Source organism: Mycolicibacter minnesotensis, from assembly GCF_010731755.1.
GTDB lineage: Bacteria > Actinomycetota > Actinomycetes > Mycobacteriales > Mycobacteriaceae > Mycobacterium > Mycobacterium minnesotense.
Genome location: NZ_AP022589.1, coordinates 1,827,829 through 1,852,029 on the forward strand (window position 1 = coordinate 1,827,829; position 24,201 = coordinate 1,852,029).

The 24,201-nt window shown below is 68.1% G+C and carries 20 protein-coding genes; 13 read left to right on the forward strand and 7 right to left on the reverse strand.

What is annotated here, in order from left to right; genetic code table 11:
* Nucleotides 1-2: 2 nt before the first annotated feature.
* The 5 genes from G6N09_RS08445 to G6N09_RS08465 form a co-directional block, all read right to left on the reverse strand.
* Nucleotides 3-1,298: an MFS transporter gene (locus G6N09_RS08445; protein WP_234807043.1), complete on the reverse strand. Its 1,296-nt coding sequence runs from the start codon at nucleotides 1,296-1,298 to the stop codon at nucleotides 3-5.
* Between the two features lie 11 nt (nucleotides 1,299-1,309).
* Nucleotides 1,310-2,956, reverse strand: a complete 1,647-nt coding sequence (locus tag G6N09_RS08450) for a glycosyltransferase family 87 protein (protein WP_234807042.1) — start codon at nucleotides 2,954-2,956, stop codon at nucleotides 1,310-1,312.
* Nucleotides 2,953-5,418, reverse strand: a complete 2,466-nt coding sequence (locus G6N09_RS08455) for a transglycosylase domain-containing protein (protein WP_163752728.1) — start codon at nucleotides 5,416-5,418, stop codon at nucleotides 2,953-2,955. Before G6N09_RS08455 ends, G6N09_RS08450 begins: the two co-directional genes overlap by 4 nt.
* 176 nt (nucleotides 5,419-5,594) lie before the next feature.
* Entirely contained in the window at nucleotides 5,595-7,955 is a 2,361-nt protein-coding gene (locus G6N09_RS08460) for a transglycosylase domain-containing protein (protein ID WP_234807033.1), read from the reverse strand.
* A 94-nt stretch (nucleotides 7,956-8,049) separates the two neighbouring features.
* Nucleotides 8,050-8,475, reverse strand: a complete 426-nt coding sequence (locus G6N09_RS08465) for a DUF5318 family protein (protein ID WP_083026364.1) — start codon at nucleotides 8,473-8,475, stop codon at nucleotides 8,050-8,052.
* A 112-nt stretch (nucleotides 8,476-8,587) separates the two neighbouring features.
* On the opposite strand from G6N09_RS08465, the gene G6N09_RS08470 reads away from it, so the two are divergent.
* From G6N09_RS08470 to G6N09_RS08510, 9 genes are all read left to right on the forward strand, one after another.
* Nucleotides 8,588-9,439 carry a DUF1707 SHOCT-like domain-containing protein gene (locus G6N09_RS08470; protein WP_083026176.1) on the forward strand — a complete coding sequence of 284 codons (852 nt, stop codon included), beginning with the start codon at nucleotides 8,588-8,590 and terminating at the stop codon, nucleotides 9,437-9,439.
* Between the two features lie 140 nt (nucleotides 9,440-9,579).
* The gene (locus G6N09_RS08475) at nucleotides 9,580-10,122 is read left to right on the forward strand and encodes a PadR family transcriptional regulator (RefSeq protein WP_083026366.1); all 543 of its coding nucleotides are present in this window, start codon (nucleotides 9,580-9,582) and stop codon (nucleotides 10,120-10,122) included.
* 75 nt (nucleotides 10,123-10,197) lie between these two features.
* On the forward strand, nucleotides 10,198-11,289 hold the full coding sequence (locus G6N09_RS08480) for an inositol-3-phosphate synthase (protein WP_083026178.1): 1,092 nt from the start codon (nucleotides 10,198-10,200) through the stop codon (nucleotides 11,287-11,289).
* Between the two features lie 69 nt (nucleotides 11,290-11,358).
* Nucleotides 11,359-12,243: an Rv0045c family esterase gene (locus tag G6N09_RS08485; RefSeq protein ID WP_083026181.1), complete on the forward strand. Its 885-nt coding sequence runs from the start codon at nucleotides 11,359-11,361 to the stop codon at nucleotides 12,241-12,243.
* 55 nt (nucleotides 12,244-12,298) lie between these two features.
* A complete protein-coding gene (locus G6N09_RS08490) occupies nucleotides 12,299-13,096 on the forward strand; it encodes an LLM class F420-dependent oxidoreductase (protein ID WP_083026183.1) in 798 nt (265 codons plus the stop codon).
* On the forward strand, nucleotides 13,078-14,859 hold the full coding sequence (locus G6N09_RS08495; RefSeq protein ID WP_083026368.1) for an ABC transporter substrate-binding protein/permease: 1,782 nt from the start codon (nucleotides 13,078-13,080) through the stop codon (nucleotides 14,857-14,859). The genes G6N09_RS08490 and G6N09_RS08495 overlap by 19 nt, the downstream gene beginning before the upstream one ends.
* The gene (locus G6N09_RS08500; protein WP_109558933.1) at nucleotides 14,856-15,602 is read left to right on the forward strand and encodes an amino acid ABC transporter ATP-binding protein; all 747 of its coding nucleotides are present in this window, start codon (nucleotides 14,856-14,858) and stop codon (nucleotides 15,600-15,602) included. The genes G6N09_RS08495 and G6N09_RS08500 overlap by 4 nt, the downstream gene beginning before the upstream one ends.
* Before the next feature lie 58 nt (nucleotides 15,603-15,660).
* Nucleotides 15,661-16,173 (forward strand): MarR family winged helix-turn-helix transcriptional regulator, encoded by a 513-nt coding sequence (locus G6N09_RS08505; protein ID WP_083026187.1) that lies wholly within the window; start codon nucleotides 15,661-15,663, stop codon nucleotides 16,171-16,173.
* Nucleotides 16,173-16,838: an SDR family oxidoreductase gene (locus G6N09_RS08510; protein ID WP_083026189.1), complete on the forward strand. Its 666-nt coding sequence runs from the start codon at nucleotides 16,173-16,175 to the stop codon at nucleotides 16,836-16,838. Before G6N09_RS08505 ends, G6N09_RS08510 begins: the two co-directional genes overlap by 1 nt.
* Nucleotides 16,839-16,858: 20 nt before the next feature.
* Here the strand turns inward: G6N09_RS08510 and leuS are convergent, their stop codons facing one another.
* A complete protein-coding gene (gene leuS, locus G6N09_RS08515) occupies nucleotides 16,859-19,744 on the reverse strand; it encodes a leucine--tRNA ligase (protein ID WP_083026190.1) in 2,886 nt (961 codons plus the stop codon).
* Nucleotides 19,745-19,928: 184 nt separating this feature from the next.
* On the opposite strand from leuS, the gene G6N09_RS08520 reads away from it, so the two are divergent.
* Nucleotides 19,929-20,810, forward strand: coding sequence for an LpqN/LpqT family lipoprotein (locus tag G6N09_RS08520; RefSeq protein ID WP_083026192.1), 882 nt, complete (start codon nucleotides 19,929-19,931; stop codon nucleotides 20,808-20,810).
* Between the two features lie 24 nt (nucleotides 20,811-20,834).
* Nucleotides 20,835-21,284: a hypothetical protein gene (locus G6N09_RS08525; RefSeq protein WP_083026193.1), complete on the forward strand. Its 450-nt coding sequence runs from the start codon at nucleotides 20,835-20,837 to the stop codon at nucleotides 21,282-21,284.
* Nucleotides 21,285-21,300: 16 nt separating this feature from the next.
* On the opposite strand, the gene G6N09_RS08530 is transcribed toward G6N09_RS08525, so the two are convergent.
* Nucleotides 21,301-21,915: a YqgE/AlgH family protein gene (locus G6N09_RS08530; protein WP_083026195.1), complete on the reverse strand. Its 615-nt coding sequence runs from the start codon at nucleotides 21,913-21,915 to the stop codon at nucleotides 21,301-21,303.
* A gap of 125 nt (nucleotides 21,916-22,040) precedes the next feature.
* On the opposite strand from G6N09_RS08530, the gene G6N09_RS08535 reads away from it, so the two are divergent.
* Nucleotides 22,041-23,348, forward strand: coding sequence for an MFS transporter (locus G6N09_RS08535; protein ID WP_083026197.1), 1,308 nt, complete (start codon nucleotides 22,041-22,043; stop codon nucleotides 23,346-23,348).
* Nucleotides 23,335-24,108: a TIGR03084 family metal-binding protein gene (locus tag G6N09_RS08540; RefSeq protein WP_083026200.1), complete on the forward strand. Its 774-nt coding sequence runs from the start codon at nucleotides 23,335-23,337 to the stop codon at nucleotides 24,106-24,108. The genes G6N09_RS08535 and G6N09_RS08540 overlap by 14 nt, the downstream gene beginning before the upstream one ends.
* The last annotated feature ends 93 nt before the right edge of the window (nucleotides 24,109-24,201 follow it).

Here is a 24,201-nt window from a genome sequence, read left to right on the forward strand (position 1 = left end):
GCTTAGAACTCACTATTTATGTCCTCGTGCGCTTTCGGCACCCGGATGGGCACCATGGCGAGAAAGCCCGCGACCAACACCACCAACAACCCACCGAGGCCGGCCCGGTCCGCACCGAACAGGTCGACGAAGGTGAAGAACAGTGTCGGAGCCAGGAACGTCGCTGCCCGGCCGGTGGTGGTGTACAGACCAAAGGCCAAACCCTCTTTGTCCGTGGCGCTCATCCGCAGGAGCAACGTCCGCGCCGACGACTGGACTGGGCCGATGAACAGACACAGCAGCAGCCCGCATACCCAGAAGGCCAGGGGGCCCGAGAGCACCAACAGCACCACTCCGACCGCGATCATCGACGCCAGCGAACCGAGAATCAGCGGCTTGGAACCGACCGGCTCGTCGAGCAGTCCGCCCAGCGCCGCCCCGATAGCCGCCACCGTGCTGGCCGTAACCCCGAACAGCAGCACATCGGCTGCGGAGATGCCGTACACCTTGACGCCGAGCACGGCCCCGAACGCCACCACACCCGTCAGTCCGTCCCGGAAGACTGCGCTGGCCAACAGGTAGTAGACGATGTTGCGGTCACGGCGCCATTCGGCGAGCAGATCGGCACGAAGCTGGCGAAACCCCCGGGTCGCACCGTCCGGCCCGACAGTCGCCGACTCGTCGATCACTGGTGCCGGCCCTCTCCGCAGCAGCGGCACAGCGAACAGGGCAAACCACGCCGCCGTCAACAGCATCGCCGCGCGGATGTTGACCCCGTCGGCCTTGGGCAGGCCCAGCAGACCGGCGGTGTCCCCGTCCCCGGCGATGAAGCCCACGTAGATCAACAGCAGCAGCGCGACGCTACCCAGGTAGCCAGAGGCCAAACCGAAACCGGAGACGCGGCCGGCGGTGGCCGGCGTGGTGACCGAGCGCAGCATCGCGTTGTAAGGGACGGTGGCCAGGTCGCTGCACGCCGCTGTCACGGCCAGCAGCGCCAGTCCCGCCCAGAGGTAGCGCGGGTCGTCTCGGATCAGGCTCATCGATGCCGTCAGCGCCACCACCGTGCCGCTGAGGATGATCAGCGCCAAGCGCCGTCGCCGAGGATCGGTGATCGAGCTACCGGTCAACGGAGCCAGCAATGCCACCGCGATCCCGGCGACGGCCATCGCCCGCCCCAGCCAGCTCGCCGAGGACTGGCCGGCACTGGCCCCAACCGACGCGGTCAGGTAGACGGAGAAGACGAAACTGATGGTTATCGCGTTCAGGCCGGTGGCGCCACAGTCCCAGAGCGCCCACGCCAGCCACGGAGGTTTCCGCACGGGCACAAACCCTATAGCTGACCCACCCTCGCCGGCTCCCCGGTTCTGTGCGCGACCGGTGCAGCCGCTGTCGGACGCAGCCGGGCAGGCAGCCACGAGGGCGGCGCATCCGGTGCCTGATCGAACACTCCACCAGCCGGGTCGTCGGCCCACCCGGGTGCCCGCACCAGGTCCAGCTGGGGGCGGTAGATCTGTCGGATCACCAACGCGCACAGCACCAGCACCGCCAGGTCGCGCACCAGCACCGCGGTGGTGAACCACTGCTCGGGCAGGCCGCGGTCGGGGACGCTGTACAGGTAGTACATCCGCGGCACCCAGACCAGGGCATCGATGGTCATCCAGACGAGCAGCAGCCGGCGATGCGGCAGCGCCAGCACCGCCAGCGGCACCAGCCACAGCGAGAACTGCGGGCTCCAGACCTTGTTGGTCACCAGGAACGCCGCAACCACCAAGAACGCCAGCTGCGCCACCCTGGGCCGCCGCGGCGCGGTCAGCGCCACATAGCCGATGCCTGCGCAGCACAGCGCGAACACCGCCGCCACCACGCTGTTGAGCACCATCGGGGGCTGCCACATCCCCAGGTCGCTGTCGAAGCCCTGCCATCCGGTCAACGACCGGACCACGTTGTACACCGAGTCCATGTCGTCGCCGCGGCGGGAGTTGAGCCGGAAGAACTCGCTCCAGCCTCGCGGCGCGAACACCAGGACCGGCAGGTTCACCACCAGCCAACTCAGCGCGGTGGCCACGACGGTGTGTCTGACCTCGCGGAGCCGCCCGGTGCGCAGCCCCAGCAGGACCAGCGGAACCAACAGCAGCACCGGGTACAGCTTGGCGGCGGCACCCAGACCCAACAGCACCCCGGCCATCCTCGGCCGGCGCCGCGCCCAGGCCAGCAGGCCCGCCCCGGCGAAGGCGGTCGCCAAGGCGTCGAAATTGGTGAAGATCTGGAAGATCACCAGCGGTGAGGCGGCCACCAGTGCCGCGTCCCAGATACGGCGTCCGGCCAGCGCGGCGGTGGACCACACCGTCGCCAGCCAGGCCAGCGCCAGACCCAACGCGACGATGTCGAAGAACACCACCACCTCGGCGACCCCCATCAACGCCGGAACCTTCACCACCTTGGTGATCGCCGTATAGGTCTTGGCCAAGGCCATCGCCGCGTACTGGTAGAGGCCGGTCAAGACCGGATATTCCATGTAGCGCACGGCGGGCAGGCCGTCGTAGCGCGTCTGTTCCTTGCCTGAGGAGTCTTTCTCCACCCAGCTGGATCGGTAGGGGAATTTGCCCTGATCCAGCAGTTCCGCGGTGTAGAGCGGAACGACATCGGAGTAGCACAGCTGGAAGTACGCCCGCTGGTTGTCCCAGTTGGCCGCCCTCTGGTCGGGGCTGCCGCTGCCGGCGGTCTGCAGGCAGGGCGATTTGGTGGTCCAGCCCAGCGCCAAGAGCACCAGTGCGATCAGGAACATCACCCGCAGCGGCGTCATGAACCGCGTCCGCCCGATCAGCGCGTGCCGGCCCACCGGCCCGCCGATGGTGTTCGACAAGGCGTGCCCGACGGCATCGGTGCGGCTGGGCAGGTCACGATCGTCGGCGCTGCGCAGGTCGGTCGCCAAGGGTCGGGGTGAGCGCACCGCGCGTTCGGTCACCTCCCGGGTCACGGGAGAGGCTCCGGCGCCGGGGGCGGCGGCGGGGGCGGCTCAGGCGGTGGCGGGGGTGGAGGAGGCGGGGGTGGAGGAGGCGGGGGTGGAGGAGGCGGAGGTGGCGGCGGTGGAGGCGGCGGCGGTGGAGGCGGCGGGAACGGCTCCGGCATCGGGAAACCCGGCGGCGGCGGTGGAGGCGGTTCGTCCCAGTCCCGGGGAGGCGGCGGCGGGGCATACCAGTCGTTCTGCACCGGAATGGGTGCGCCTGCGGGAACGCCGGCGAAACCGCCGATCTCGGTGGGCTTGGGGAACGCCACGATGGGGGCGCCCCACAGCGCACCGTCCATGCTGGCCTTCCAGATGTCGCCCGGCAGGCCCGCCCCGTAGATCGGGCCGCCCCACTTGTTGACCAACGGCTCGTCGCCCTTTTCGGTGCCGACCCAGACCGCCGTCGACAGCGTGGGTGTGTAGCCCACCATCCAGGCGTCCCGATTGGCCCCGGTGGTGCCCAGCTGCGTGGTGCCGGTCTTGGCCGCGGCGGGCCGACCACCGGCCAGGTCATGGCCGCCCGACCAACTGGGGATCGCCTTCATGGCGTCGGTGACGTTGTCGGCAACCGCCTTGGGCATACGTTGCTCGCCGGTGTCGCCGGCGCCGCTGATGTCGAAGAGCACCCGGTCATCAGGGCCGACCACTTTCTGGATGAAGTGCGGGCGGTGATACACCCCGGAGGCCGCCAGCGTCGCATAAGCCGACGCCATGTCGATCACCCTGGTCTGGTACTGGCCCAGCACGATCCCGTTCTCCGGGGGCCCACCGCGACCATCCTGGGACAGGGTGTGGGCAACTCCCGGGAAGCTCTCGGCGACCCCGAGCTGGTGGGCGGCATCGGCGACATCCTGCGGGCCGTGCTTGAGCTTGAGCATCAACCGGTAATAGGACGTGTTGAGCGAACGCTTGAGCGCCTCGGCAAGGTTGCAGACACCACAGCTGGCGCCCCCCACGTTGCTGATCTTGGTCCGCCCGACCGTCAGCGGGCTGCTGTCGATCTGCTCACCCAGGCCGATGCCCTGTTTGAGGGCGGCCGCCAGGGCGAACACCTTGAACGAGGAACCGGTCTGCAAACCGGCCTGGGCGAAGTCGAAACCGCCCGCCTCGGTGCCGCCGTAGTAGGCCAGCACCGCTCCGTTGCGCGGGTCGATGGAGACCACCGCCGTACGTACGGCCGGCTTCTGCCCCGCCATGGCGTTGGTCACCGCCTTTTCCACCGCGCGCTGCGCCTTCATGTCGATGGTGGTGGTGATGCGCAGGCCCTCCATGTTCAGGGTCTGTTCGTCCATGTGAAACATGTCGAGCAGTTCTTCGGTGACCTGGCGCTGAATCAGCCCGTTGGGTCCGAAGGTCTGGTCGGCGTTGCGCGCCTGGTCGGGCGGGATCGTCGTCGGGAAGAACTGCTTGGCCCGCTCACTGAGCGTCAGGGCACCGGTTTGCACCATGCCATCGAGTACCCAGTTCCAGCGGTCCACGGCAAGTTCGCGGTTGATCGCCGGGTCCAGGGTTGACGGCCGCTGAATGACAGCCGCCAGCAACGCCCCCTCGGAGACGGTGAGATTCTCTACGTCCTTGTCGAAGTACGCCCGAGCCGCCGCGGCGATCCCATAGGTGGTGCGGCCGAAATAGATGATGTTGAGGTAGGCCTCCAACACCTCGTCTTTGGGCCACGCCGCAGACATCTTGGTGGCGATGACGAGCTCTTTGCCCTTGCGCACCAGTCCCCCGACACCGGCTCGCTCGGATCCGACCAAGGCGTTCTTGACGTACTGCTGGGTGATGGTCGAGCCGCCCTGGGTGTCACCGCCCAGCAGGTTGTTCTTGACCGCCCGGAACAGGCCCGAGGCGGAGAAGCCGGAGTTGGTGTAGAAGTCGCGGTCCTCGGCGGCCAAGACCGCCTCGCGGACGTGGACCGGCACCCGATCGAGCTTGACGTCGACCCGGTTTCCCTCCGGCGGAACGATTTTCGCCAACTCGGTTCCGTCGGCGGCGAAGATCATCGACACCTGGGTGGTGTGGATGTCGCCGGGCTCGGGGATCTCCACCGTGCGGTAGGCCATCCCGAAAGTCACGACCGGGACCACCAGCAGCAGTGCGAGCCCGACGTAGGCCACCCGCCGGACCCACAGCCAGGTCCGTCGCCGACGAACGTCGGAGGAATCCGGCTCGTCGGCGGGATCGACCGACATCTGCGCTGGGGCACTGGGCTTTTCGTCATCGGGGCGCCGCCGCTCCATGGCCGCCTTGACCGCTTCGGGGCGCTCGCGCGGATCAGCGTCGTCGACGCTCGGGTCACTGCCCGCGGTTCGGGGGGTGTGCGTCGAACTAGCGGACTGCTCGGCGTCCGTGGTCGCCAAGAAGTGTTCTTCCTCAGCGCTGTCGGTACCCGGCGCTGTCGGGCCCTGGGTTTTCACCGGCGCCCAGGGCATCCTCGCGAAGAGGAGTCGGGCTTGCGGCTCTTCGCCATCCCGATCCGGGCACAACCCCTTTCGTCAAACGGCGAAGTGCTCAGCAGCCATTCGTCCCCCACGCGTCGCTGCGTTTGCATGGCAAACAGACTACTTCCGTGGACTCACTGTCGGGTTGAAACAAGGTCACAATGGCGCTACGGCGGAGGCGGCGGCGCCTCAGCCGGCGGCGGCCCACCCGGCTCGGGCCCCGGCGGGGCGGGCGGCGCGACCGTGATCGTGGTGGGCGGACCGATCGGGATGGTGATGCCCGGAGCGATCTCGATGGTCGGTTGGATGACCGTCTCCGTGGGCGGCGGCGGGCCCTCATCCATCGGCGGGGGCGGGGGCGGCGCGGCCGGGACACCCGCGTAGCCGCCGATCTCGGTGGGGGTCGGGAAAGACTCGTTGGGAGTGCCCTGCAACGCGCCGTCCATGGTGGCTTTCCAGATGTCGGCCGGAATGCCCGCGCCGTACACCGCGCCACCCCACTGATTCACCAGCGGGTCGTGGCCGTCGGTGGTGCCGACCCACACCGCGGTCGACAACGACGGGGTGTAACCGACCATCCAGCCGTCCTTGTTGGCGCCGGTGTCACCGAGCTGGGTGGTTCCGGTCTTGGCAGCCGCCGGCCTTCCGCCGGCCAGAGTGTGCCCACGCGACCAACCGGGGATGGGCACCATGGCGGCGGTGACGTTGTCGGCGACCGCCTTCGGGATGCGCTGTTCGCCGGTGTCCTCAGACGTCTTGGCATCGAACAGCACTCGGCCGTCCGAGCTGACCACCTTCTCCACGAAGTGCGGTGGGTGGTAGATGCCTGAGTCGGCCAAGGTGGCGTACGCCGAGGCCATGTCGATGACCCTGGTCTGGTACTGGCCCAGGACCACGCCGCCTTCCGGCGGACCGCCGTCCTGCGACAGGGTGTGCTCAACGCCGGGGAAGCTGGTGGCGACCCCGGCCTGATGTGCCGCGTCGGCGACGTCCTGCGCCCCGTTGTTGAGCTTGAGCATCAGCCGGTAATAGGAGGTGTTCAGCGAGCGCTTGAGCGCCTCGGCGATGTTGCAGACACCGCAGCCCTCGCCCTCGGCGTTGGTGATCTTGATGTCGCCGTTCTCGAGGGTCAGCGGGGAACTGTCGATCTGGTAACCCAGGCCGATACCCTGCTCCAGCGCGGCCACCAGCGCGAACACCTTGAACGCTGACCCGGTCTGCAGGGCGGCCTGGGCGAAGTCGAAGCCCGTTGCCTCTGATCCCCCGTAGTAGGCGCGCACTGCGCCGTCCCGCGGGTCGATCGAGACCACCGCCGAGCGCATTTTCGGCATCTGGTCCTTGAGGTAGGTGGCCACCGCCTCCTCGGCGGCCTCCTGCGCCACCGGGTCGATGGTGGTGGTGATCTGCAGACCCTGGGTGTTGAGTGTCTGCTCGTCGATGTTGAACAGCTCAAGCAGCTCTTGGGTGACCTGACGCTGGATCAGTCCGTTGGGCCCGGTGGTGATGTTGCGCGAGCGCGCCAGGTCGGGCGACACCGTGGCCGGAAACTCCTGAGCGGCCCGCTCGGCGGCGGTCAGCGCACCGGTGTCCACCATGCCGTCGAGCACCCAGCTCCAGCGGTCCAGGGCGCCTTCGGGATCGACGGCGGGATCCAGCGTGGACGGCCGCTGGATCAGTGCGGCCAACAGTGCGCCTTCGGCGATGTCGAGGTCCTCGACGGGTTTGTCGAAGTAGGCCCGCGACGCCGCTGCGATCCCATAGGCGCCGCGGCCGAAGTAGATGATGTTCAGGTACGCCTGCAGCACATCGTCTTTGGGCCACGCGCTGGACATCTTCGTGGCGATCACCAGTTCTTTGGCCTTGCGAACCAACCCGCCCATGCCGGCCCGCTCGGACCCCACCAAGGCGTTCTTGACGTACTGCTGGGTGATGGTCGAGCCGCCCTGGGTGTCACCGCCGAAGATGTTGTTCTTGATCGCACGGGCGAAGCCCGACACCGAGAACCCCGGGTTGGAGTAGAAGTCGCGGTCCTCGGCGGCCAGGACGGCGTTGCGCACATAGACCGGCACCTGGTTGATGTCGATGTCGACCCGGTTGCCTTCCGGCGGAATGATCTTGGCGAGTTCGGAGCCGTCGCTGGCCAGGATGGTCGACACCTGATTGGTGCGGATGTCGCCCGGCGACGGCACTTCGGTGATCGAGTAGGCCATCGCAAAGGTGATTACCGGCAGCAAGAGCAGCACCGCGGCGGCGACGTAGCACCCGCGCCGAATCCAGCGCCAGTTCGGCGGGTGGTCCCGCAGCCAGTTCAGCGGGTTCGGTGCGGCCGGCCGCACCGGGGGACGCGGCTCATCGGCCCGCCGCGGTGCCGCGGTCGCCACCGGCTTCTCCGGCGGGGGCTCGCGCCGTGGGATTCGGCCGCTCAGCGTCTCTTCGCGCTGCCGGGGCGTGCCGTCGAGCGCGGCGCGGACCGCGTCGATCGGGTCGCGCAGATCGGCGGTGACGGCATCGTCGACCGCCGGAATGATCGTGGTGAGCCGGTCATCCGGTCCTGTCGGGGGGCGCCGCCCACCGGCGTCGGAGGACCGGGCCGAGCCGGTGTCGGGCTCGTCGGCGTTGTGTTTACTCACTGGCGGTACGGGCTCCGCTGCGTGCCGTCCGTCGCCCTCGGGATCCCTTGGGCGGGCTCGCGAGGCCCAGCACGTAAGACTTCACCAGATGGTTCCAGCTGCAGGTCCGGCAGACCTCGACGACATACACCGAGAACTCCGAGAAGCGGGTGGCCAGCAGGACTAATTCCTCGGCGGAACGCGCCGAACCCGAAACCGCACCCAGCTGTTCGCCGTACACCCACGAGACCAGGGTCAGCTGCTCCTTGCGGCAGATGGGGCAGACCACCGCGCTCTGCTTGCCGTGGAACTTTGCGGCCCGCAGCAGATACGGGTTTGCGTCGCACACTTCGGAGACCCCGGTGCGCCCGGAGTAGACCTCGGCCAGCAGGGAACGGCGCCGGAGCGCGTAATCCACCACCTGTCGCTGCAATCGCACGCTGACCAGAGTACGTCGGGTCTCCACCGGCAGTCGCGATCAACGCCCCCAACCGACGTCAACCGGCGGATTCGGGGACGTTGTCGCGCACCGTTCTTTTACTATCGTCGCCGTGGCGACACGGCAGACCGCAGGCACCCGAGCCAAAGACAGCGACCGCGACGATGTGTGCCGGATCCTCGACAGCGCGCTGGGTGAGGGTCAGGTGTCGAGCGCCGAGCACCAGGAACGCGTCAGCGCGGCCACCCGTGCGGTGACCCTGGGCGATCTCCATTCATTGGTCAGCGACCTGCAGACCGAGTCCGCTCCGGTCAAGTTGCCCGCCCTGGGCAGTCCCACGACTTTTGGCGTGCGCAGCGCCTTGCTCAGGGCGTTGGGCGTGCTGGGCGCGACGTTGCTGGTGGGACTGCTGCTGGGTTGGGCGATGTATGGAAACACCAGCTCACCACTGAGTTTCACCTCCGACCCCGGGGCCAAGCCGGACGGTGTCGCGCCGGTGGTGCTCACCCCGCCCCGACAGCTGCACTCGCTGGGCGGGCTCACCGGGCTGCTGGAGCAGGCCCGCCAGAAGTTCGGTGACACCAAGGGCTACCGACTGGTGGTCTATCCCGACTACGCGTCCCTGGAGCGCGCCGATCCAGGCGAGGAACGCCGCAAGCTGGACTACTCCTACCGGGGTGGCTGGGATGACCCGTCGACATCCTCCCGGAGCAGCGACGACGCCCTGGTCGACCTGGGCGCCTTCGACATCAAGGCCGCGGTCGGCATCCTGCGCGGCGGACCCGAAACCCTGGGGATCAAGCCGTCCGAGGTGAAGAACACCTATCTGATCGTGGATCCGGCCCGGGATCCGACGACACCGGGGGCGCTGTCGCTGTCGGTGTACGTCTCCAGCGACTACGGCAGCGGTTACATCGCGTTCGCCGGCGACGGCACCGTCAAACGCATCAACTACCCCTCCTGAACCGCGAGGCTCACCCGCCTCATTTCGCGCGCCTGAATGTCAGGCGAACGACAGCCACTTGGGTTCTGTTATATCGGCGCGATACTATGTCGCGAACCGTCGACCGGTCGTAGCTGAAAACACATCAGGAGGTGATTCGAGTGCTTGAGCTTGCCATTTTGGGCCTGCTGCTCGAGTCGCCGATGCACGGCTACGAGCTCCGGAAGCGGTTGACCGGTCTGCTGGGTGCTTTCCGGGCGTTCTCCTACGGCTCGCTGTATCCCGCACTGCGGCGCATGCAGCTGGCCGGCGTGATCGCCGAAGACGCCGCCCCCACGGGGACCCCGGTGCGCCGGGCTCGGCGGGTGTACCAGCTGACCGACGCCGGCCGTCAGCGCTTCAACGAGCTGGTGTCCGACACCGGCCCGCAGAACTACACCGACGACGGCTTCGGGGTGCATCTGGCGTTCTTCAACCGCACCCCTGCCGAAGCCCGGATGCGCATCCTCGAGGGGCGCCGCCGGCAGGTGGAGGAACGCCGCGAGGGCCTGCGCAACGCGGTGGCACGGGCCAGCAACTCGTTGGACCGCTACACCCGTCAACTGCACCAGCTCGGGCTGGAGTCCAGTGAGCGGGAGGTCAAGTGGCTCAACGAGCTGATCGCGGCCGAACGCGTGTCGCAGGGTCGGGCCGAACAACCCTGATCCTGCCGGACGCGGGCATCGGGAAAACACAACACAGCACGTCAGCAGTGAAAGCAAAAAAGGAGATCGTCGAAAATGACTGAGCAAACGACGGATGTGCGGGTCGCCATTGTCGGCGTCGGCAACTGCGCGTCCTCGCTGGTCCAGGGCGTCCAGTACTACCAGAACGCCGATGACACCTCGACGGTCCCCGGCCTGATGCATGTGCGGTTCGGCCCGTATCACGTCCGCGACGTGAAGTTCGTCGCCGCGTTCGACGTGGACGCCAAGAAGGTCGGCTTCGACCTGTCCGAGGCCATCTTCGCCTCGGAGAACAACACCATGAAGATCGCCGACGTGCCGCCGACGGACGTCATCGTGCAGCGCGGCCCGACCCTGGACGGAATCGGCAAGTACTACGCGGAGACCATCGAGGTCTCCGACGCCGAAGCCGTGGACGTGGTGGCGGCACTGCGTGAGGCCAAGGTCGACGTGCTGGTCTCCTACCTGCCGGTGGGTTCGGAAGAGGCCGACAAGTTCTACGCCCAGTGCGCCATCGACGCCAATGTGGCGTTCGTCAACGCCCTGCCGGTGTTCATCGCCTCCGACCCGGTGTGGGCCAAGAAGTTCGCCGACGCCGGTGTGCCGATCGTCGGCGACGACATCAAGAGCCAGGTCGGCGCCACCATCACCCACCGGGTGATGGCCAAGCTGTTCGAGGACCGCGGCGTCACGCTGGACCGCACCTACCAGCTCAATGTCGGCGGCAACATGGACTTCAAGAACATGCTCGAGCGGGAGCGGCTGGAGTCCAAGAAGGTGTCCAAGACTCAGGCCGTCACCTCCAACCTCACCGGCTCGCTGGCCGGCAAGATCGAGGACAAGAACGTCCACATCGGACCGAGCGACCACGTGGCCTGGCTCGACGACCGCAAGTGGGCCTACGTGCGCCTGGAGGGTCGCGCCTTCGGCGACGCACCGCTGAACCTCGAGTACAAGCTCGAGGTGTGGGACTCGCCGAACTCCGCCGGCATCATCATCGACGCGGTGCGCGCAGCCAAGATCGCCAAGGACCGCGGCATCGGCGGACCGATCCTGCCCGCGTCGGCGTACCTGATGAAGAGCCCGCCCAAGCAGCTGGCCGACGACATCGCGCGCACACAGCTCGAAGAGTTCATCGTCGGTTAGCCGTTGGCTCTGCGCTGAGGCCACGACCTACTCGTACTTTCACGCCAAGGACGCAGAGTGAGCGGGAACATGACCGACGACGAACTGGCCGGCCTTTCGGAGTTCGACCTACTGGTCGGCAACGCCGAGCAGGCCGGTCTCACCAGCCCGCTGCCCGCGGTCGAGCGCATCGAGACCGGCGAGATCAGTGCGCTGCGCTGGGGAACGGCATCGCCGCGGGTGGTGTTCCTGCACGGCGGCGCACAGAACGCCCACACCTGGGACACCGTCGTCCTCGGCCTCGGCGAGCCCGCGCTGGCGGTGGACCTGCCCGGCCACGGCCGCTCCGCCTGGCGCGACGACGGCGACTACTCACCACAGCGCAATGCCGCCGCGGTGGCTCCGGTACTACGCGAACTGGCACCGGACGCCACATTGGTGGTCGGCATGTCACTGGGTGGACTCACCGCGATCCGGTTGGCGGCCACCGCCCCCGAGCTGGTGCGCCGGTTGGCGCTCGTGGACGTGACACCCTCGGCGCTGCAGCGGCACGCCCAGATGAGCGCCACCGACCGCGGCACCGTGGCACTGGTCCAGGGCGACCGGACCTTCCCCGATTTCTCGACGCTGCTGGAGGCCACCGCGGCCGCGGCGCCGCACCGGGATCGCGAGTCGTTGCGGCGCGGGCTTTTCCACAACACCCGGCGCCTGCCCGACGGCAGCTGGACGTGGCGTTATGACTCCATCCGCTCGGTCGGCGACTTCACCGACCTGTGGACCGACGTGTCGGCGATCAGCGCACCGACCACCTTGATCCGTGGTGGCGACTCGGCGTTCGTCTCCGCCGATGACGTCGCCGAGTACGGGCGACGTTCGCCGGGACTGACCACCCACGTCGTGGACGGCGCCGGGCACTCGGTGCAAAGTGATCGGCCGCGCGTGTTGGTCGAGCTGCTTCGCATGACCCTGGCCTGACGTCCGGCGGTTCGGCGGGGCTGATACCCGGCGATCCCGGGGATAAGCTGGCCCGATGGCCCGGCCGCTCCGCATCGCAGTACAGCTGCAGCCTCAACACGCGCCGCACTACAGCGCGATCCGCGACGCGATTCGGCGGTGCGAGGACATCGGCGTCGACATCGCGTTCAACTGGGATCACTTCTTCCCGCTCTACGGCGACCGCGACGGAGAACACTTCGAGTGCTGGACCATGCTGGCTGCCTGGGCGGAGCAGACCTCACGCATCGAGATCGGTGCCCTGGTCTCGTGCAACTCCTACCGCAACCCCGAACTGCTCGCCGACATGGCCCGCACCGTCGACCACATCGGCGGCGGACGGCTGATCCTGGGTATCGGCTCGGGCTGGAAGCACCGGGACTATCGCGAATACGGCTACGAATTCGGTACCGCGGGCACCCGCTTGGATGACTTGGCGGAGGCATTGCCGCGAATCACCCGCCGCCTGGCCCAGCTCAACCCGCCGCCCACCCGGCCTATCCCCATGCTGATCGGAGGTGCCGGTGAGCGTAAGACCCTGCGCCTGGTCGCCGAGCACGCCGATATCTGGCACAGCTTCGCCGACGCCGACAGCTATCCGCACAAGGCCGCTGTGCTCGCCGAGCACTGCGCCGCGGCCGGGCGTGATCCCGCGGCCATCGAGCACTCGGCCGCCCTCGGCGGTGATCAGACCCGCGGCAGCGTCGCCGAACTGCTCGCCGAGGCCGACACCTTGAGCGCCCTGGGGGTGACACTGTTGACCATCGGCAGCAGCGGACCCGACTATGACCTGGCTGCCGCCGAGGCGCTGTGCCGATGGCGCGATCAGCACTGAGACTGGCGGCGTTTCTCGCCGCCTGCCTGATCGTGGGCGGCCTCGCGGCCGTGCCCCCGGCCGGCGCGGCGCCCGACCAGTGCGCGCCCCTCGGCGAGCAGGCCGCGGTCGCATTGCCGCTGAAGCTGGCCAACGCCAAGCGCCCGCGGGAGGACAAGTACACCACCGCCGGAGTTGAGCCACTGAGCTCCATCGACATCACCAAACTCGGTCTGGGCACCCCCGGAGTGCTGACGGTCGGCACCATCACCGAGAGCCCGCCGACGAACTGCATCAACGCCAAGGGCCGCTACACGGGTTTCGACAACGAACTGCTGCGGGCCATCGCCAAGAAGCTGGGCCTGCGCGTCCAGTTCGTGGGCACCGACTTCTTCGGACTGCTGGCCCAGGTGGAGTCCGGGCGGTTCGACGTCGGTTCAGCATCGATCAATGCCACCGAAGAGCGCCGTCGCACAGTCGGTTTCACCAACGGCTACAACTTCGGCTACATGGCTTTGGTGGTCCCCGCCGGATCGGCCATCAGCGGATACGACTCGCTGGCTCCCGGCCAGCGCATCGCCGTGGTGCAGGGCACCGTCGAAGATGCCTACGTCGTCGACACCCTGGAGATCGAGCCGGTGCGGTTCCCCGACTCGATCACGTTGTACGCCAGCCTCAAGAGCCGCCAGGTCGACGCCTGGGTGGCGCCGTCGATGACTGCCCTGAACCTGCTGCGGCCGGGCGATCCGGCCCAGATCGTCGGAAGCACGTTCAGCCCGGCCGGCTTCGAGGCATACGCCGTCGCCAAGGGGAATCAGGCTCTGACGTCGGCGCTGAACTCCGGTCTGGACGCCGTCATCGACGACGGCACCTGGCCGCAGCTCTACACCGACTGGGTTCCGCGGCCACTGCCGCCGGGCTGGCAACCGGGTTCCAAGTCAGCCGCCACCCCGCACCTGCCGGACTTCGCCGCGATAGCGGCGCGGCACCACCGGGCGGACGCCCAGGCCTACACGCCTAAATCGACCCTGGCCCAACTGCGCGAGTCGTTCTTCGACTGGGACCTCTACCGTCAAGCGCTGCCCGACCTCATCAAGACCGGCCTGCCCAACACCCTGCTGCTGACGGTGAGCGGCGGCGTCATCGGCCTGGTGGCGGGACTGGGCCTGGCCGTCGCGGGGATCTCACGCACCCGGTGGCTGCGCTGGCCGGCCCGGGTCTACACCGATATCTTTCGGGGCCTGCCCGAGGTGTTGATCATCTTGCTGATCGGCCTGGCGGTCGGTCCGCTGGTAGGCGGACTGACGCATAACAATCCGTATCCGCTGGGGATCGCGGCCCTGGGGCTGACCGCCGCCGCCTATATCGGCGAGATCCTGCGCTCGGGCATCCAGAGCGTGGAGTCCGGCCAATTGGAGGCGTCCCGGGCCTTGGGCTTCGGGTACCCGGAGGCGATGCGCCTGGTGGTGATCCCTCAGGGCATCCGGCGGGTGCTGCCGGCGCTGGTCAATCAGTTCATCGCCTTGCTCAAAGCCTCGGCGTTGCTGTATTTCCTCGGCCTGGTTGCAGGCCAGCGCGAACTGTTCCAGGTGGGTCGCGACTTCAACGCCCAGACCGGCAGCCTGTCGCCGCTGGTCGCGGCCGGCCTGCTCTACTTGGCCCTGACCATCCCCCTGACGCACCTGGTGAACGTCGTCGATCATCGGTTGCGCCGCGGTAGGCCCCCCGAGGCCGATGACTCCGTGGATCTGAGTCCGGCGGTCTCCAGTCAGGAGATGACGTGACGTCGCCCGTACCCCGAGAGCCGGTGTCGTTGGCGGCCAAGGGTATTGAACTGTCATTCGGCAAGCATCAGGTGCTGCGCGGTGTAGACCTTGACGTGCCGGCAGGCGCCACCGCAGCGGTGATCGGTCCGTCTGGGTCGGGGAAGTCGACGATGCTGCGCACCCTGAACCGGCTGCACGAGCCCGATGCCGGCGACATAGCGCTGGGCGGCCGATCGGTGTTGGCCGATGACCCCGACGAACTACGGCAGCGGATCGGCATGGTGTTCCAACACTTCAATCTGTTCCCGCACCGCACCGTGCTGGACAACATCACGCTGGCGCCGCGGAAGCTTCGGGGAATGTCCGGCGACGAGGCCCGCGAACTGGCGCTGAGTCTGCTGGACCGAGTCGGCCTGAAGAACAAGGCGGGCTCTCGCCCGTCGGCGCTCTCCGGCGGCCAGCAACAACGCGTGGCGATCGCCCGGGCGCTGGCAATGCAGCCACAGGTGATGCTCTTCGACGAGGCCACCTCGGCGTTGGACCCCGAATTGGTCAAAGGGATCCTCGCGCTCATCGCCGAGCTCGGCGCCGACGGCATGACGATGGTGGTGGTCACCCACGAGATGAGTTTCGCCAGGTCGGCGTCGGACACGGTGGTGTTCATGGATCGGGGCAAGGTGGTCGAGTCCGGGCCACCCGACCAGATCTTCGACAACGCGCAGACCCCGCGGCTGCAGAAGTTCCTGTCCCAGGTGTTGTGAGACCGACCTTCGCAGACTTATCAACCCTCGTCGGGGCCACCCGTTAGACTGGCGAACTATGACGGAGAGCGCTGCCGATACGCCGCAGGTGACGGCTATCGCCGAAGGCTTGCACCGTTCGCTGTCCAAACTCTTCTCGATTCTGCGGCGCGGTGACATCAGCGGAGGCAGTCCGACCGGCGAGTTGACGCTGGCCCAGCTGTCGATATTGATCACGCTGCTCGACCGGGGACCCATCCGGATGACCGAGCTGGCCGCCCATGAACGGGTGCGCACCCCCACCACCACGGTGGCGATCCGCCGACTCGAGAAGATCGGCTTGGTCAAGCGCAGCCGGGACCCGTCCGATCTGCGAGCGGTGCTGGTCGACATCACACCCGAAGGTCTGGCCAGTCACCGCGAATCGCTGGCAAACCGCCACGCCGCCTTGGCGGCGATGCTGAACAAGCTCAGCCCGGAGGACCTGGACACCCTCACCCGGGCACTGGAGCCGCTGGAGCGGCTGGCCACCTGCGACGTGGCCGAAGCGGCCGCCTCCGACGAGGCGAACTGCCCGCTGGACTGCAACTGATGCCGACCGCGCTGATCACCGGCGCCGGGGGTGGGATCGGTTCGGCCATCGCGGCGGCGCTGGCGCCCACCCACACATTGCTGCTGGCGGGGCGGCCGTCGGCACGGTTGGACGCGGTCGCCGAGCAGCTGGGCGCCACCACCTGGCCATTGGATCTCGCCGACACCGACGAGATCGAATCGGCCACCGAGATCGTCGATGAGCTGGACGTGCTGGTTCACAACGCCGGGGTGATGCTGCCCGGTGCGGCCGGCGAGTCCTACGTGGAGGAATGGCGCGCCACCTTTGAGGTGAACGTCTTCGGTGCGGTGGCCCTGACCCTGGCCCTCCTGCCGGCGCTACGGCAAGCCCGCGGTCAGGTGGTCTTTATCAACTCTGGTGCGGGGCAAAAGGTTTCACCGGGTATGGCGGCGTATTCCGCCAGCAAGTTCGCGCTTCGGGCATTCGCGGACTCGCTGCGCAGCGACGAGCCGGCCCTGCGGGTCACCACGGTCTATCCCGGCCGAGTCGACACCGACATGCAGCACGACCTGGTCGCCTACGAGGGCGGCGAGTACGACCCGGCCCGCTTCCTCCGTCCGGAGACCGTCGCGGAGGTGGTGGCCGCTGCCATCCGCACCCCGGCCGAGGCGCAGCTGCAGGAAGTGGTGGTCCGGCCGCGCTGACGCGTGCACCGGACCACCCGCTACACCACCAGATTCACCAACCGCCCGGGCACCACGATCGCCTTCTTCACCGAAGCGCCCGCGAGGAAAGCCTGCACCTTCTCGTCGGCCAGCGCGGCGGCCTTGATCGCGTCGGCGTCGGCGTCGGTGGCCACCGTGACCAGACCTCGCTTTTTGCCGTTGACCTGCACCGGGTAGTCGACGGTGTCGGTCACCAGGTAGGTCGGGTCGGCCATCGGGAACGGACCGTGCGCCAGCGAGGACTCGTTGCCCAGCCGCCGCCACAGTTCCTCCGCGAGGTGGGGGGCCAGCGGTGCGAGCATCAGCGCCAGCGGCTCGACGACCGAACGCGGGACCCCCTCGGGGTGTTCCTTGGTGAGGTGGTTGGTGTACTCGATCAACTTGGCCGCCGCGGTGTTATTGCGCAGCGCCGCATAGTCTTCCGAAACCCCAACGATGGTCCGGTGCAGCAGCCGCAGCGTCTCGGTGTCTGGCTCGCCGTCAAGAACCCGGGTCTCGCCGGATTCCTCGTCGACGAACAGTCGCCACACTCGTTGCAGAAAACGGTGTGCGCCAACGACATCCTTGGTGGCCCACGGCCGCGACATGTCCAGCGGACCCATCGACATCTCATAGACCCGCAGGGTGTCGGCGCCGTAGCTGTCGCAGATCTCGTCTGGTGACACCGAATTCTTCAGACTCTTACCCATTTTGCCGTACTCGGCGAAGACTTCGGCGTCACCGTCTGGGCCCGGCAGATAGAACTTGCCGTCGCGTTCCACGACATCGGCGGCCGGAACATACGACCCCCGGGAGTCGGTGTACGCCGAAGCCTGGATGTAGCCCTGGTTGACCAGGCGACGATAGGGCTCGCGTGAGCTGACGTGCCCGAGATCGAACAGAACCTTGTGCCAGAAACGGGAATACAGCAAGTGCAAGACGGCGTGCTCGACACCACCGACGTAGAGGTCGACGCCGCCCGGGTCATCGGGACCGTGCTCAGCCGGCCGCGGCCCCATCCAGTAGGCCTCGTTCTCGGGCGCGCAGAACCGCTCCTCGTTGTACGGGTCGGTGTAGCGCAGCTCGTACCAAGAGCTGCCCGCCCACTGCGGCATGACGTTGGTGTCACGGGTGTAGGTCTGCAGGCCGTTGCCGAGATCCAGTTCGACATGCACCCAGTCGGTCGCCTTGGCCAACGGTGGCGAGGGTTCACTGGATGCGTCGTCCGGATCGAAGAGCACCGGTGAGTAGTCGGCGACGTCGGGCAGCTCGACCGGCAGCGCAGCGCAATCCAGGGCAAGCGCGCGCCCATCGGCGTCGTAGACGATGGGGAACGGCTCTCCCCAGTACCGTTGCCGGGCAAAAAGCCAGTCCCGCAACTTGTATTCGATACGCGCCCAGCCGCGGCCCTGCTCTTCCAGCTGCTGGGTCATGGCCTTCTTGGCCTCGGCAACGGTCATACCGTCCAGCGGTCCGGAGTTGACCAGCGTGCCTTCGCCTGCGTAGGCCGCTTCGGAGATATCCCCGCCGGCAATGACTTCCAGCATCGGAAGGCCGAACTCGGCCGCAAATTCCCAGTCTCGCTGATCGTGACCGGGCACCGCCATGATGGCGCCGGTGCCGTAGCCGGCCAGCACATAGTCGGCGATGAAGATCGGTACCTGCTGCCCATTGGCCGGGTTGGTGGCGTAAACCCCTAAGAACACACCGGTTTTGGTCTTGTTCTCCTGGCGTTCCAGATCGGACTTCGCCGCGATGGCCTTTCGGTAATCGGCCACGGCCGCTGCCGGTGTGGTGGCGCCGAAGGTCCAGCGCTGGTCGGTCCCGTCCGGCCATTCGGAGGCGGTCAGCCGGTCGACCAGGTCGTGCTCGGGTGCGAGCACCAGGTAGCTCGCGCCGAACAGCGTGTCCGGCCGAGTGGTGAATACTTCGATGTCCACAGCCGTGCCGTCGGTCGCGACAGCGCCGAACAATGCGGCGGCACCGGTAGAACGCCCGATCCAGTTGCGCTGCATGGTCTTGACCTTCTCCGGCCAATCCAGCACCTCAAGGTCGTCGAGCAACCGGTCGGAGTATGCCGTGATCCGCATCATCCACTGCCGCAAACGCTTCCGGAACACCGGGAAATTGCCGCGGTCACTTCTGCCCTCGGAAGTGACCTCTTCGTTGGCCAGCACGGTGCCCAGGCCCGGACACCAGTTGACCATCGAATCCGACCGATAGACCAGCCGGTGACTGTCGATGACGTCGGCGCGCTCACCCGCGGTCAGCTGTGCCCAGTCGCGCCCGTCGTCGAGTGTGCGCGTGCCGGCGTCGAACTCGGCGATCAGCTCAGAGATCGGGCGGGCCTTCTTCGCGCTCGCGTCGAACCAGGCGTTGTAGATCTGCAGGAAAATCCACTGCGTCCACTTGTAGAAGTCGACGTCGGTGGTGGAGAAGCTGCGTCGACTGTCATGCCCGAGACCCAGCCGTCGCAGTTGGCGGCGGAAGTTCTCGATGTTGGCCTCGGTGCGGGTGCGTGGGTGGGTCCCGGTCTGGACCGCGTACTGCTCGGCAGGCAGGCCGAACGCGTCGAAGCCCAGCGCGTGCAGCACGTTGTGCCCGGTCATCCGGAAATACCGCGCGTAGACGTCGGTGGCGATGTAGCCGAGCGGGTGACCGACGTGCAGGCCGTCCCCGGACGGGTACGGGAACATGTCCTGGACGAACATCTTGTCGGCCGGTACCGCCGACCCGTCCGTCGGCGCGAGCGAACCGACCGGGTTGGCGACGTGGAAGGTGCCCTCCTGGTCCCAGTGCTCCTGCCAGGTCTCTTCGATGCGCCCGGCCAGGGCCGCGCCGTAGCGATACCGGGGTGCCTGGTCGGTGGGGACGCTGGATCCCTGAGCGGTCGGGGCTTCTTTCACCTCAACAGGGTAAAGGGCGGCATTCGGCGGGCCGTTCGCCACAGCTTGGTATCAGTTGGGTTGCGACCCGATGAGGGCTTCGTACCAGGTCGATTGCATCTCTGGTGACGCCGGCTCCCCCTGGCTAACGTCGATTCACGGCCCGGGCATCGCTGCCCGGCCCAGCCCGGAAGGACCCCTGGAGATGACGAACACCGCGCGCCGCTGGCGACTCATGTTTGGCTGCGCCGCTGTCATGGCGGCGGGCCTGACCCTTACTCCCGCCGTCGCAGCCGATCCGCTGGTCCCGGTGCAACCGAACCCCTACGGACCACCCGCCCAGCTGGCCTCGGTCCCGGTGGCCGGGCCCGCCGCCGCAGGGCCCGTCGCGGCCCCGGCACCGCCGACTGGCCTTGTTCCGGCCACCTCCGGCACGCTGCGCGACTTCCTCGCGGCCAAGAAGGTGCAGCTGGAGCCTCAGGAGCCCGCGGGTTTCACCGCGTTCAACATCACGCTGCCGATGCCGGCAGGCTGGACCCACGTGCCCGACCCCAACGTGCCCGACGCGTTCGCGGTGATCGCCGACCGCCGCAGCGGGTCGCTGTACACGCCCAACGCGCAGGTCGTGGTCTACCGCCTGGACGGGCAGTTCGATCCACACGAAGCGATCACCCACGGTTTCGTCGACAGCCAGACCCTGATGGCCTGGCAGACCACCAACGCCTCGTTGGATGACTTCAACGGGTTCCCCTCCTCGATCATCGAGGGGACGTACCGCGATGCCGACATGACGCTGAACACGTCGCGCCGCCACGTGATCGTGCCGACCGACGACGCAGCCTACCTGGTGTCGCTGACCGTGACCACCGGCGCCGGCCGTGCGATCGGGGCGGCTCCGGCAACCGACGGAATCGTCAACGGGTTCCGGGTCGAGCTGCCGGGTACCAACCCGCCGCCCCCTGCCCCACCCGCTCCGGTGCAGTCGGGCACGGTGCGCCACCAGGTGGGCACCATTCCGCTGCCCCAGGCCCCCCGCCTCCCGGTGGAGTCGGGCACGGTGCGCCACCAGGTGGGCACCACCGGCTGAGCGCCGGCTCGTATCCTGTTCCCCATGCTGATCATGGGTGTGTTGTGCCTGGTTGCGGCCGTGGTATCGCTGGTGTTCGGAGTGCGGACCCTGGTGCGGCCACTGACCGGCGACCCCGAGCAGCTGGTGCTGCGCGTGGTGGCGCCCGCCCAGGTCGCGGTCGGCGTGATCCTGGGGGCTGGCGGTGCGCTGGTGCTGGCCGGCCCGTCCTCGATGGCGCTGCTGGCGCTGATCATCTCGATCACCGGCGCGCTCGCCACCCTGGCTGCCGGAGCCTGGCAGGGCGCCCGCTACGCGGCGCGGCTCTCCGCTGATGCCGCGGCGGCGAGCGGCGGTGGCTGCTGCGGCTCGGGCGGGTGCTGCGGAGAGCCCGCACCGGTCGAGGAGGCCGGCTGCGGATCAGGCTGCGGCTGTGCCGACAGCGCACCGGCCGAGCCTGCCACCGGCTGCGGCAGCGGCTGCGGCTGCGGCTAACCCGCCCCCGTGCCGCTCAGTTACGACTGATGTCGATCGGGTGGGTGGCCAGCAACGAGGTGGGCCACGGTTGCCGTCGCAGGGCGCGTCCCCAGAGATCGACGCGCGGCGGCACCATCACATCGGACGGCAGGGCCGACAACACGATCCAGTCGTCACGCTCGATCTCGGCCTCAAGCTGGCCGATGGTCCACCCGGCGTAGCCGGCGAAGATCCGGACGCCCTCCACGAGTGCGGCGATGGCCTCCGGATCGGCGTCGAGGTCGACCATCACCAGCCGTCCATCGATGTGACGAAGGCCGGACACCCCCTGATGTTCGGCCCCGACCCGCATCAGGCCAACGCACAGTGCGGCGTCGCGCTTGACCGGTCCGCCGATGAACATCGTTTTGGGCTTGGCGGCCAGCTCAGACCACTGCGGCAGGACGTTGTAGACGGCCGTCTCGCTGGGGCGGTTGAGAACCACGCCCAGCGTTCCACCGTCGTTGTGCTCGACCACATAGATCACCGTGCGCCGGAAGGTGGGTTCGAGCAGGTCGGTGTTGGCTAGCAGCAGCGTGCCGGCCCGTACCCGATGCGCAGCGGGCGCGACGAACTGTTCTGCGTCCTCGGGTTCTTCGGGCTGAGCCATTTTTCCATCATGGCACCCGTCGGCATCGTTCGTGTTGAGCTGTGCCGAACACCGGCCGACGTCGACGATTTGTACGCTGGTCTGGGGCCCCTGCCCTGCCGCCGCTCGAGTCTGGAAGAGGTTCCGTGGTGGATAACCGCGCACCCGCGCCACTGTGGCGGACGGCGCGCGGCCTGCCGGAGTTTCGCCGGCTGCTGGAACTGCGGGCCGCCAGCCAATTCGGGGACGGGTTGTTTCAGGCAGGCCTGGCCGGCGCGCTGCTGTTCAACCCCGACCGCGCCGCCTCACCGTGGGCGATCGCGGGCGCCTTCGCCGTGCTGTTCCTGCCGTATTCGGTGCTGGGCCCCTTCGCCGGTGCCCTCCTGGACCGCTGGGACCGGCGCGGGGTCCTGGTGGTGGCCAACCTTGCCCGGCTGGTACTGGTGCTGGGTATCGCGGCACTGTTGGCGTGCGGTGCCAGTGACCTACCTGTGCTGTGTACGGCGTTGATCGCCAACGGGTTCACCCGATTCATCGCCTCGGGCCTGTCGGCGGCGCTGCCGCACGTGGTGCCACGCGACCGGGTCGTGACGATGAACGCCCTGGCGATCGCCACCGGTGCGGTGGCGGCCTTCCTGGGTGCCAACTTCATGCTCCTGCCGCGCTGGCTGGTGGGCACCGACGACCGCGGCGCGGCCTCGATCATCGCGGCGGTGGCCGTGCCCGTCACGATCGCGCTGGTGCTGTCGCTGCGCTTCGGCGCGCATGTGCTCGGTCCGGATAACACCAAACGCGCTATCCACGGCTCAGTGCTCTACGCGGTGACCACCGGTTGGGTGCACGGCATCCGGACGGTCCGCGACCGGCCCACCGTGTCCGCCACCCTGTCTGGGCTGGCCGCACACCGAATGGCGTTCGGCGTCAACACCTTGGTGGTGCTGGTGTTGGTCCGCCACGTCGGCGAGCACACGGTGTCCGGCCTGGGAACCACTGCCCTGTTCGTCGCCTCTGCGGGCGCCGGGTCGTTCCTGGCCACCCTGCTGACTCCACCGGCGGTCCACCGGTGGGGCCGCTACGCCACGGTCAACGGCGCCCTGGCCGCAGCGGCGGTCATCCAGCTGGCCGCCGTCGGTCTGTACCTGCCCGTCCTGGTGCTGTGTGGCTTCCTGCTCGGGGTGGCCGGGCAGGTGGTGAAACTGTGCGCCGACACCGCGATGCAGATCGACGTCGATGACGCGTTGCGCGGTCACGTGTTCGCGGTCCAGGACTCACTGTTCTGGGTTTCGTTCATCGTCGCCGTGGCGGGTGCTGCCGCGCTGATTCCCGCCAATGGGCAGGCCCCGTTGCTGATTGTGGCCGGCACGCTGCTGTACCTGGCAGGTTTGGCCGCGCACGCCTTCATCGGGCGGCGGGGAGAACGGGTGGGCATAAGGTACGAGGATGGCCGAAACTGAACCGATCGTCGCCGACCTGAGTGCCGAGAGCGATGAGCTCGACGCCCTGGTGGCTCCCCTGGTCGACAGTCAGTGGGGCACTCCCACCCCCGCCGCGGGGTGGTCGATCGCCCATCAGATCGGGCATCTGCTCTGGACAGACCGGCAGTCGCTGACCGCCATCGTCGACGAGGCCGCTTTCGCCGACACCCTCGCTGTGGCCATGCGCAATCCAGCCGGATTCGTCGACGAGGGTGCCGCCGAGCTCGCCGAGCTTGCGCCCGCCGATCTGCTCGCCGACTGGCGTTCGACGCGCGCGCAGTTGCATGACGCGTTGCGGGGGGTGGCCGACGGTCGCAAGCTGCCGTGGTTCGGTCCACCGATGAGCGCCGCGTCGATGGCCACCGCCCGGCTGATGGAGACCTGGGCCCACGGCCTCGACGTCGCCGATGCGCTCGGGGTGCGGCGACGTGCCACCGCTCGGTTGCGCTCCATCGCCCATCTGGGCGTACGGACCCGCGATTTCGCCTTCAGCGTGCACAACCTGACCCCGCCGGCCGAACCGTTTCACGTGGAACTACACGCGCCCGAAGGCGGCGTCTGGGCGTGGGGTCCGGTCAACGCCGAGCAACGGGTGACCGGCACCGCCGAGGACTTCTGCTTCCTGGTAACCCAGCGGCGTGCGCTGGCTGATCTGGATGTCACGGCGCAGGGCGACGACGCGCAGCGCTGGTTGGAGATCGCGCAAGCCTTCGCGGGGCCTCCCGGCCGGGGGCGCTGAGCGCGCCAGCGCGAAAGCGAGACCCGGCCGCCTTAGCCCCCGCCGGGGGCGCTGAGCGCGCCAGCGCGAAAGCGAGACCCGGCCGCACCCCAC

Excerpts from the sequence above, each read along its gene's own strand:
- G6N09_RS08455 (WP_163752728.1), bottom strand. The coding sequence starts at position 5,418 with ATGCCCTGGGCGCCGGTGAAAACCCAGGGCCCGACAGCGCCGGGTACC.
- G6N09_RS08480 (WP_083026178.1), top strand. The coding sequence starts at position 10,198 with ATGACTGAGCAAACGACGGATGTGCGGGTCGCCATTGTCGGCGTCGGC.
- G6N09_RS08485 (WP_083026181.1), top strand. The coding sequence starts at position 11,359 with ATGACCGACGACGAACTGGCCGGCCTTTCGGAGTTCGACCTACTGGTC.
- G6N09_RS08490 (WP_083026183.1), top strand. The coding sequence starts at position 12,299 with ATGGCCCGGCCGCTCCGCATCGCAGTACAGCTGCAGCCTCAACACGCG.
- G6N09_RS08495 (WP_083026368.1), top strand. The coding sequence starts at position 13,078 with ATGGCGCGATCAGCACTGAGACTGGCGGCGTTTCTCGCCGCCTGCCTG.
- G6N09_RS08505 (WP_083026187.1), top strand. The coding sequence starts at position 15,661 with ATGACGGAGAGCGCTGCCGATACGCCGCAGGTGACGGCTATCGCCGAA.
- G6N09_RS08510 (WP_083026189.1), top strand. The coding sequence starts at position 16,173 with ATGCCGACCGCGCTGATCACCGGCGCCGGGGGTGGGATCGGTTCGGCC.
- G6N09_RS08520 (WP_083026192.1), top strand. The coding sequence starts at position 19,929 with ATGACGAACACCGCGCGCCGCTGGCGACTCATGTTTGGCTGCGCCGCT.
- G6N09_RS08525 (WP_083026193.1), top strand. The coding sequence starts at position 20,835 with ATGCTGATCATGGGTGTGTTGTGCCTGGTTGCGGCCGTGGTATCGCTG.
- G6N09_RS08530 (WP_083026195.1), bottom strand. The coding sequence starts at position 21,915 with ATGGCTCAGCCCGAAGAACCCGAGGACGCAGAACAGTTCGTCGCGCCC.
- G6N09_RS08540 (WP_083026200.1), top strand. The coding sequence starts at position 23,335 with ATGGCCGAAACTGAACCGATCGTCGCCGACCTGAGTGCCGAGAGCGAT.